At 53.1% G+C, this 9,683-nt stretch carries 8 protein-coding genes; 5 read left to right on the forward strand and 3 right to left on the reverse strand.

The window, feature by feature from the left end; genetic code table 11:
- Positions 1–241 precede the first annotated feature (241 nt).
- Together SPL01S_RS23875 and SPL01S_RS23880 are read right to left on the reverse strand one after the other, a co-directional pair.
- Positions 242–1,717: a SulP family inorganic anion transporter gene (locus SPL01S_RS23875; protein ID WP_063203160.1), complete on the reverse strand. Its 1,476-nt coding sequence runs from the start codon at positions 1,715–1,717 to the stop codon at positions 242–244.
- Positions 1,695–2,351, reverse strand: coding sequence for a carbonic anhydrase (locus tag SPL01S_RS23880; protein WP_063203162.1), 657 nt, complete (start codon positions 2,349–2,351; stop codon positions 1,695–1,697). Before SPL01S_RS23880 ends, SPL01S_RS23875 begins: the two co-directional genes overlap by 23 nt.
- Before the next feature lie 52 nt (positions 2,352–2,403).
- On the opposite strand from SPL01S_RS23880, the gene SPL01S_RS25370 reads away from it, so the two are divergent.
- A complete protein-coding gene (locus SPL01S_RS25370) occupies positions 2,404–2,565 on the forward strand; it encodes a hypothetical protein (protein WP_155729017.1) in 162 nt (53 codons plus the stop codon).
- 161 nt (positions 2,566–2,726) lie between these two features.
- Here SPL01S_RS25370 and gltP read toward each other — a convergent pair whose 3' ends face one another.
- A complete protein-coding gene (gene gltP, locus SPL01S_RS23885) occupies positions 2,727–4,043 on the reverse strand; it encodes a glutamate/aspartate:proton symporter GltP (RefSeq protein WP_063203164.1) in 1,317 nt (438 codons plus the stop codon).
- A gap of 894 nt (positions 4,044–4,937) precedes the next feature.
- On the opposite strand from gltP, the gene acs reads away from it, so the two are divergent.
- From acs to SPL01S_RS23905, 4 genes are all read left to right on the forward strand, one after another.
- Positions 4,938–6,896 (forward strand): acetate--CoA ligase, encoded by a 1,959-nt coding sequence (gene acs / locus SPL01S_RS23890; RefSeq protein ID WP_063203167.1) that lies wholly within the window; start codon positions 4,938–4,940, stop codon positions 6,894–6,896.
- Positions 6,897–6,987: 91 nt separating this feature from the next.
- Positions 6,988–7,299, forward strand: a complete 312-nt coding sequence (locus tag SPL01S_RS23895; protein ID WP_062869262.1) for a DUF485 domain-containing protein — start codon at positions 6,988–6,990, stop codon at positions 7,297–7,299.
- Complete coding sequence (gene actP / locus SPL01S_RS23900; RefSeq protein WP_062869261.1) at positions 7,296–8,948, forward strand: cation/acetate symporter ActP; 1,653 nt, start codon at positions 7,296–7,298, stop codon at positions 8,946–8,948. Before SPL01S_RS23895 ends, actP begins: the two co-directional genes overlap by 4 nt.
- Positions 8,949–9,119: 171 nt before the next feature.
- Entirely contained in the window at positions 9,120–9,638 is a 519-nt protein-coding gene (locus SPL01S_RS23905; protein ID WP_063203168.1) for an ester cyclase, read from the forward strand.
- Positions 9,639–9,683 lie beyond the last annotated feature (45 nt).

Here is a 9,683-nt window from a genome sequence, read left to right on the forward strand (position 1 = left end):
AAGAACCCGCCTATGGCGGGTTTTTTGCTTTTCAGGGATAGGACTCTCCATCGAACGAGTTCGATTATTCGGCCGAAGGCCTCACCCTGCGGGCCAACGCTGAAGCGTTGTTCAACACGGCGCAAGCGCCGGTTGTCCGAGTCCGGTCGCCCTATTTAGAAGAACCCGCCTATGGCGGGTTTTTTGCTTTTCAGGGATAGGGCTCTCCATCGAACGAATCCGATTATTCAGCCTGAAGGCCTCACCCTACGGGCCAACGACTCAGTTGGATCCCCCGCTCGGCCGCCCCGGCGCCGAAATCAGCCAACACCGCCCTCACATCCGGGTCGATATAGTCGGCGTTATCATGCTCGGCGATCACTACGCAGTTATCGGGTATCTGCGCCAGCAGGCTTTGCAGACGTGGATTATGCAGAAAAGTCAGGTTCTGGTGAAACCGCACCACATAATGATCGTCGTAACAACTCAGTTGCAGCGCATTACGGTGGCTTTTGTAGGTACTGCACAGCAGTTGCGCCATCAGCCCGATAGCAATGCCCGCCAGCATGCCGAAGATAATGATGCAGGACACAGTGAGGATGAAGGGAATGAATTGCGGCAACCCTTGGCGCCACTGGGCGATAAACAATGCCGGAGAGGCCAGCTTATAACCGGTATACAGCAATACCGCCGCCAGGCTGGCTAACGGGATAGTGTTTAACGCATCGCTGAAGAACAGGCCGCATAACAGCAACAGCACACCGTGCAGCAGAATCGAAATGCGGCTACGCGCTCCTGCATTGACGTTCACCGAGCTGCGGACAATCACCGCAGTGATCGGCAGGCCACCGAGAAAGCCGCTCAGCATATTCCCGACGCCCTGCGCGCGCATTTCCTTGTCCGGCGAAGGCGCCGGCGTTTGAGATTTCAGTTTTTTCAGCGCCTCCTGACTCAGCAGGGTTTCCAGGCTAGCCACCAGCGCCAACGTCAGCGCGATGAGATAAACCGAAGGGTTGCGCCAGGCACCTTGCCAGTCCGGGCGGCTGAGCTGCTCGCCCAGCGCCTCGGCGCTACCGAATTTAGGCAGTGAAATGCGCGGCATGGCGCCGATGCTTTCCGGCATCCACCGCTCGCCAAAGACCACGGCCAGGCTGCCCCAGAGCACCGCCACCAACGGACCAGGGAGATAACGGGCCAACGGGATCCGTTTCACGGGTGCAGTGGTCCACAGCCACATGATCAACAGGGCACCCAAGGCAACCAGCGCCGAGGCGGGCGACAACAGCTCGGCACCCTCTGCCAGCAACGCCTTCAGGCTCGCGTCCCCCTGTACGCCCAACGCTACCGGCACCTGCTGCATGATCAGCAAAATACCGATGGCCACCAGCATGCCCTGGATCACCGTACCGGGCACCAGCGCGATCCACCGTCCAGCACGCAGCAGGCCGAAAATAAGCTGCAACGCCCCCGCCAGCATCAGCGCCACCAGCAACAATGAAAACGAACCCAGCGTTTCCATGGCAGCGGTCACAATGGTGACCAGGCCGGCCGCAGGCCCGCTGACAGCGTAGCGCGAAGGGCTCAACAAGGTGACCACGATTCCGCCGATGACCCCGGTCAGCAGCCCGACAAAAGGAGGTAAGCCACTGGCCTGCGCAATGCCAAGGCTGAGCGGCAATGCCACCAGAAACACCACTATGCCGGCGGGAATATCATTACGCAGAGTGCTGATGTTCATGACCCACCTCCGCAGCGTTCTGATGGACGAGCTCCTTCAAATGCCCTTCTTGCAGATCGTACACGCAGCCAAAAACGTCCAGCAGCTTGCCCTGCTCCCAGTGTCGGCGCACCGGTTCGCTGGCAATCAAATGGGTGAACTGGGTCACTACGTGCGCGTCGATAAGCCGGTTCAGACGCGTAGCATCGTCATCCTCTGCCTGCCGATAATCTTGCAAGTTATGTTCCAGCGAATACCGCAAATGCGCCATCCGCCGCGCCAACGCGCTGTCCTCCCGCGCCAGCGGCATTTCCGGTAGCGCCACCGCTGCCTGTACGCCGCCGCAACCGTAGTGGCCGCACAATACAATGGCGGAGACATGCAGATATTCCAGCGCATATTGCAATACGCTCATCAGACTATCGTCATCCTCAAGAACCATATTGGCGATATTGCGATGAACGAAAAGCTCACCAGGGTGTGCGCCGGTCAGTACCTCGGCCGGGACACGGCTGTCGGAACAGCCTATCCACAACGCCAGCGGCTGCTGACCGGCGACATGCTTGCGGAAGTAATGCGGGTTGCGCTGGCGCTGCTGTAGCGCCCAACTGCGGTTTCTGGCTATCAGGGGTTTAAGTATCGTCACGGCATGCATCTCTCTGTTGGGGACAAACAGGCTCTCGCCTACCCGCCCAGGAGCCAATTACATGAATCAAAATGATGGTTTTATCCCAAAGCCAAAATTGGCATGGGGCATTTTTTACACGCACAGCGCCGTTCCTCCATCAGGAAAGGCCCCTATTAACCATAGAAGCAGCAGCGAATCTGACAAGGGAAAACAGCCGGGAACTTTTAATAAAAAAAAGTAAACACACTGATTTTGTTGGCTAATAAATCACAGCAGGCATATTAAAAAACTAAAGTAATTCCAAAGAGATCATTCTTTACATTCGCTGACTGGCCCGCCAGAAATCGGGCATAAAAAAACCCGCCGTAAGGCGGGTTTCCTAATAATTACATAAGCAGACTGTTAAGACTCGCTTGCCTGTTTGGCATTGCCTGACAAGAACTCTTTCTCATAAGCCAGCGCTTTTTTACTGTCGAATTGATGTTCCCATTTGGCAATCACCAGTACCGCCAGCGCATTACCCACTACGTTCAAAGCGGTGCGCGCCATATCCAGGATACGGTCGACGCCGGCAATAAACGCCAGCCCTTCCAGCGGAATACCGACGCTGCCCAAGGTCGCCAGCAGCACCACGAACGAAACACCGGGTACGCCTGCGATCCCCTTGGAGGTGACCATAAGCGTTACCACCAGCACGATTTCCTGGCCTAAAGACAACTCAATCCCGTACAACTGCGCAATAAAGATGGCGGCAATGCTCTGGTACAGCGTGGAACCGTCCAGATTAAAGGAGTAACCGGTGGGCACCACAAAGCTGGTGATCGCCTTCGGTGCACCGTAGGCTTCCATCTTTTCAATAATGCGTGGCAATACGGTTTCCGAACTGGCGGTGGAATAAGCCAGGATCAGCTCGTCCTTCAGGATGCGGATCAACGTCCAGATACGCAGGTTGCACAAGCGGGCGACCACACCCAGCACCACCAGAGCGAAAAAGGCGATGGCGAAGTACACCAATAACACCAGTTTGGCGAGCGGCAACAGCGAAGCGAAACCGAAGTTGGCTACCGTCACTGAGATCAGACCAAATACCCCAATTGGCGCATAACGCATGATCATATGGGTGACTTTGAACATGCTTTCGGAAACGGCTTTAAACACCTTCAGCAGCGGTTCTTTGGTTTCTTTCGGCAATGACGACAGGCCAAGGCCAAACAACACCGAGAAGAAGATAATCGGCAGCATGTCGCCTTTGGCCATGGAGGCAAAGACGTTCGAAGGAATCAACGACAGAATGGTTCCCACCAAGCTGTGCGAACCGCTTTGCACTTGCTCGGTGGTTTTTTCATATTGGGAGATATCGACCGCCGTCAGCGTCGACATATCGATGCCGTGACCGGGTTGAAAAACATTAGCCAGCGTCAGCCCCACCACAATGGCGACAGTGGTAATCACTTCGAAATAAATAATGGTTTTCAATCCGAGGCGGCCTAACTTTTTCGCATCACCGACTCCGGCGATACCTACCACCAACGTAGAAATAACGATAGGCACGACAATCATCTTGATCAAACGAATGAAGATATCACCGGCCGGACTAAGAATATTACTGACCAGCCACTCACGTGACTCCGTCTGATTATGAAGTACCGCGCCGACGATAATACCTAGTGCCAGCGCTATCAGGATTTGCCAAGCAAGGCTAATTTTCACACTTTTCATACCCAAAGAGTCCTCAAAAGACTCCTTTCAACGTATTTAATTGCAACACGAAGAAAAGAATAATTAATCATTTAATACGGGCTTATGTTCATTACGAGAAAGCGTCCACCTGCCCTTAGTGTGACGTTGCTTAAATCAGTACCATTTGAGCGACCTTGTCTGCAACCCTTGTTTTATCGGGCTTGCGCGCTGAATCGAATCATAAAAATTATTCACATCAGCTTCACATAGCATAATTACTTGTTATTAAAAACATAATTTTATGTGGTGTAAGTCACATATTAATCCGATCGTTTAATTTTTACCCATGATTAAAATGCGTTATTTTTCGCAGAATCTGCATATTTAGTCCGCTAATGATGTTTGTATTATGTTGCGTGAAAGTTTTCAAAATGAAAACAAAAAAATTTCACCTGGTAATTACTTTGTTGACATTTTTCGTTGGGAACAAAAATGAGAATTGTTCATATCTAATAAGTATTCAGAAAAATACTCATCAAACAGGGTAAGCCGCGGACAGGATTATTAAACCAAGAGTGGTGATAATAACCTTATTATTAATATCGACAGGTATATTAATAGCCAGCATACGTCTAAATGGTTGAACAGAAATTAATACTCAAGGTTTTATATTCGCTATGCTCTATAGGAAGTGCGTGTAGTCTGGGATTGGTTATTCTTTTTGGTTCTTTAGATAGCGTTTTCTGACAAAAACCACCTATTTAACCGATTTTTTCCGCCAAGCGGGAAGATACACAACGCAAATAAGACAGAACTATTACAAATCAATATCTTTGTTGCGTGATCTGCCGCGCAAAAAAGAAACAAAGAATCATAGCAAACTATACTTAACCTTCACTTGACATATCATTAACAACTTCAAGGAGAAAAGCTATGAGCCAAGTGCATAAACACGCTATTCCTTCTGCAATTGCAGAACACGCCCTGATTAGCCCAGAACAATACCAACAATACTATCAACAGTCGGTGCAAGACCCGGAAGCCTTCTGGGGGGAGCAAGGAAAAATTCTGGACTGGATCAAACCTTATAGCCGGGTAAAAAACACGTCGTTCGACCCCGGCCATATCAGTATCCGCTGGTTTGAAGACGGCACTCTGAACCTGGCGGCCAACTGCCTCGACCGTCACTTGGCCGAACGCGGTGACCAGACCGCCATTATCTGGGAAGGCGACGATCCCACCCAGTCGAAACAGGTGACCTACAAACAACTGCATCACGATGTCTGCCAGTTCGCCAACGTACTGAAAAAGTTGGGCGTCAAAAAAGGCGACGTCGTGGCTATCTATATGCCCATGGTGCCGGAAGCCGCGGTCGCCATGCTGGCCTGTGCACGTATCGGTGCGGTGCACTCGGTAATCTTTGGCGGTTTCTCGCCAGAGGCGGTCGCCGGCCGCATTATCGACTCCAATTCCAAGCTGGTTATCACCGCTGACGAAGGCCTGCGCGCCGGGCGCGCCGTACCGCTGAAAAAGAACGTCGACGACGCGCTGAAAAACCCTGGCGTGAAAAGCATCACTAACGTGGTCGTTTTCCAACGTACCGGCAAGCCGGGTTATTGGCAGGAAGGCCGTGATTTATGGTGGCATGAACTGACCAACGGCGTGTCCGCCGACTGCCCACCGGAAGAGATGAATGCGGAAGACCCGTTGTTTATCCTTTATACCTCCGGATCGACCGGCAAACCCAAGGGCGTACTGCACACCACCGGTGGCTATCTGGTGTATGCCGCCATGACCTTCAAGTACGTCTTCGACTACCACGACGGTGACGTGTACTGGTGTACGGCCGACGTCGGCTGGGTTACAGGCCACAGCTATCTGCTCTACGGCCCGCTGGCCTGCGGCGCCATCACCCTGATGTTCGAAGGCGTGCCGAACTACCCTGGCGTCAACCGCCTGTCGCAGGTGATTGATAAGCACCAGGTCAATATCCTGTATACCGCCCCCACCGCCATTCGTGCGCTGATGGCCGAAGGCGATAAAGCGATTGAAGGCACCAAACGCGATTCATTGCGTATCATGGGTTCGGTCGGGGAGCCGATCAACCCGGAAGCCTGGGAGTGGTATTACAACAAAATCGGTAACGGCAAATGCCCGATCGTCGACACCTGGTGGCAGACCGAAACCGGCGGCTTTATGATTACCCCGTTACCGGGTGCAACCGAGTTGAAAGCCGGCTCTGCCACGCGCCCGTTCTTCGGCGTGCAACCTGCCTTGGTCGATAACATCGGTACACCGCAGGAAGGTGCCTGCGAAGGCAATTTGGTGATCACCGATTCGTGGCCAGGCCAGGCGCGTACGCTGTTTGGCGATCATGATCGCTTTGAGCAGACTTACTTCTCCACCTTTAAAGGCATGTATTTCAGCGGTGACGGCGCACGCCGTGATGAAGATGGATATTACTGGATCACAGGTCGCGTCGATGATGTGCTGAACGTTTCCGGGCACCGTCTGGGTACCGCAGAAATCGAATCAGCCCTGGTCTCGCATCCGAAAATCGCCGAAGCGGCGGTAGTCGGTATTCCGCATAACATTAAAGGCCAGGCGATTTACGCCTATATCACGCTGAATCATGGCGAAGAACCTTCGCCAGAACTTTATACCGAAGTTCGTAACTGGGTACGCAAGGAAATAGGGCCGATCGCCACGCCAGACGTGCTGCACTGGACAGACTCTCTGCCCAAAACGCGATCCGGCAAGATCATGCGCCGCATCCTGCGCAAAATCGCGGCGGGTGACACCAGTAATCTCGGGGACACCTCAACCCTGGCGGACCCGGCCGTAGTAGACAAGCTGTTGGAAGAAAAACAATCCATGAAAGTACCGTCGTAATTTCCGCCGTCTCCGGCCGTTCATCAGGAAATCACCCGATGGACGGCTGTCAGCGCGGCGTTCTCGATCAATACCTACTGGAGACGCACTGATGAATGACACCATTTATCAAAGGATTGAGGAAAACCCGCGTTTTAAAGAGCTGGTACGAAAACGTGGCCGTTTCGCCTGGCTGCTTTCGTTGATTACGCTGGTGCTTTACGTTGGCTTCATTTTACTGATCGCTTTCGATCCACAGTGGCTTGGCACGCCGATCGCCGTCGGATCGACCATTACCCGTGGGATCCCGGTGGGTGTGGGCCTGATCGTTATCTCTTTCGTTCTGACCGGGATCTACGTATTCCGCGCCAATGGCGAGTTCGACCGCCTGACTGCAGAAATCCTGCGTGAGGTGCAGAAATGAAGCGTTTATTGTCCGCCGCCGCTCTGCTGGCTCTGCCGGGGTTGGCCTTTGCCGATGCCATTGGTGGTGAAGTACACCGCCAGCCGTTGAATATTCAGGCGATCGTCATGTTCGTGTTGTTTGTTGGCGCCACGTTGTATATCACCTATTGGGCCTCCAAGCGCACCCGCTCGCGCCAGGACTACTACACCGCAGGGGGGAAAATCACCGGCCTGCAGAACGGTCTTGCCATCGCCGGTGACTTTATGTCGGCGGCTTCTTTCCTGGGTATTTCTGCACTGGTGTATACCTCTGGCTATGACGGGCTGATTTACTCTATCGGCTTTTTGATCGGCTGGCCGATCATTCTGTTCCTGATTGCCGAACGCCTGCGTAACCTTGGCCGCTATACTTTCGCTGACGTAGCCTCTTATCGTCTGAAGCAAAAACCGATCCGCACACTTTCTGCCTGCGGTTCACTGGTGGTGGTCGCGCTGTATCTGATTGCTCAGATGGTCGGGGCCGGCAAGTTGATCCAGTTATTGTTCGGGTTGAACTACCACGTGGCGGTGATTTTGGTCGGTATTTTGATGGTGTTGTACGTGCTGTTCGGCGGCATGTTGGCCACGACCTGGGTACAGATTATCAAAGCGGTGCTGCTGCTGGCCGGTGCAAGCTTTATGGCTCTGATGGTGATGAAATCAGTCAACTTTGACTTCAACACCCTGTTCGCCGAAGCCGTGAAAGTGCATCCGAAGGGCATCGCCATTATGAGCCCGGGAGGTTTGGTTTCCGATCCTATTTCGGCGCTTTCCCTGGGGCTGGCGCTGATGTTCGGTACCGCCGGGTTGCCGCATATTCTGATGCGCTTCTTTACCGTGAGTGACGCCAAGGAAGCGCGTAAGAGCGTGTTCTATGCCACCGGTTTTATCGGCTACTTCTATATCCTGACCTTTATTATCGGCTTTGGCGCTATTTTGCTGGTCAGCCCTAACCCGGCATTCAAAGATGCCACCGGTGCGTTGCTGGGCGGCACCAATATGGCGGCAGTGCATTTGGCCAACGCGGTTGGCGGTAACTTCTTCCTTGGCTTTATCTCGGCAGTGGCCTTTGCCACCATCCTTGCGGTGGTTGCCGGCCTGACGCTGGCGGGGGCATCTGCGGTATCTCACGACTTGTACGCTAGCGTGGTTAAAGATGGTAAGGCGACCGAACGTGATGAGCTGCGGGTTTCCAAAATCACGGTAGTGATCCTGGGGATCGTGGCAATCGCGCTGGGAATTTTGTTTGAGAAGCAGAATATCGCCTTTATGGTCGGGCTGGCTTTCTCTATCGCTGCCAGCTGTAACTTCCCGATTATCATTCTTTCAATGTACTGGTCACGCCTGACCACCCGTGGAGCGATGATCGGCGGCTGGCTTGGCTTGCTGACCGCAGTGATCCTGATGATCCTGGGCCCGACGATTTGGGTGCAGATCCTTGGCCATGAAAAACCGATCTACCCTTATGAATATCCGGCGCTGTTCTCCATGTTGGTGGCGTTTGTGGGCACCTGGCTGTTCTCAGTCACCGACAGTTCGCTAGCCGGGCAACAGGAGCGCGAGCGCTTCCGCTCTCAGTTTGTACGTTCGCAAACCGGACTGGGCATCTCTCAGGGTAGCTCGCATTAACCGAATAATAAGTGAAAAAAAGCAAACACCCCCTAATCAAAGGCCCTTCGGGGCCTTTTCTCGTTCTGTCAGTTGTAAATAATCTTTAAAGGTTCATCGCTGATATCGGGGTTTTTCATTCGAGCAGCAAGAATCAAGATAGATGCTCTGAACAATACAAGAGACAGAATCATGAAACAGCCTACGGCCTTACTATTGCTGGCCTTTGCCGGCAACGCACTGGCAACCCCGCTTATCGAACCACTGCAGTTGATTAGCGACCACACCCTGCCGACCGCACAGTTGCAGGCGCAGATACTTGCCGCCAAACGCTACGACAGCTTCTGGAATACCGGCGATGAAGCTCTGGCAAAACAGGCGCTGGCCAGCGACTTTACCGATATGACCTTACCCGCCGGCAGAATACAGGGCATCCGCGGTGCGTTACAGGCCTCGAAAACCTTCCGCCAGGCCGTCCCGGATTTACGTTGCGAGGTAGCGCAGATGATTGTCACCGGCGATCGAGTCGTGGCGCATTTGCGCTTTAGCGGGCATTTTACCGGCCGCTTTCAGGGTAAACAGGGAAAGGGAGAACCCATTAATTTTATTGCGACAGATATCTATCAGATCAAGCAAGGCTCAATAACCTCCAATTGGCATATTGAGGATAATCTGACGTTATTACAGCAGTTGGGGATCGTGAAAATGTAGATTACTGAGGCGCAGCGTAGCTGCTGCCCAGTATTTCCTGCCCCC

Origin of the sequence: Serratia plymuthica NBRC 102599 (assembly GCF_001590925.1) — a bacterium.
In the GTDB taxonomy this organism is placed as follows: domain Bacteria; phylum Pseudomonadota; class Gammaproteobacteria; order Enterobacterales; family Enterobacteriaceae; genus Serratia; species Serratia plymuthica.

What these genes read in the sequence shown, in the direction of transcription:
- SPL01S_RS23875 (WP_063203160.1), bottom strand. Translation starts at nt 1,717, where the DNA reads ATGAACATCAGCACTCTGCGTAATGATATTCCCGCCGGCATAGTGGTG.
- SPL01S_RS23880 (WP_063203162.1), bottom strand. Translation starts at nt 2,351, where the DNA reads ATGCATGCCGTGACGATACTTAAACCCCTGATAGCCAGAAACCGCAGT.
- SPL01S_RS25370 (WP_155729017.1), top strand. Translation starts at nt 2,404, where the DNA reads ATGAATCAAAATGATGGTTTTATCCCAAAGCCAAAATTGGCATGGGGC.
- gltP (WP_063203164.1), bottom strand. Translation starts at nt 4,043, where the DNA reads ATGAAAAGTGTGAAAATTAGCCTTGCTTGGCAAATCCTGATAGCGCTG.
- acs (WP_063203167.1), top strand. Translation starts at nt 4,938, where the DNA reads ATGAGCCAAGTGCATAAACACGCTATTCCTTCTGCAATTGCAGAACAC.
- SPL01S_RS23895 (WP_062869262.1), top strand. Translation starts at nt 6,988, where the DNA reads ATGAATGACACCATTTATCAAAGGATTGAGGAAAACCCGCGTTTTAAA.
- actP (WP_062869261.1), top strand. Translation starts at nt 7,296, where the DNA reads ATGAAGCGTTTATTGTCCGCCGCCGCTCTGCTGGCTCTGCCGGGGTTG.
- SPL01S_RS23905 (WP_063203168.1), top strand. Translation starts at nt 9,120, where the DNA reads ATGAAACAGCCTACGGCCTTACTATTGCTGGCCTTTGCCGGCAACGCA.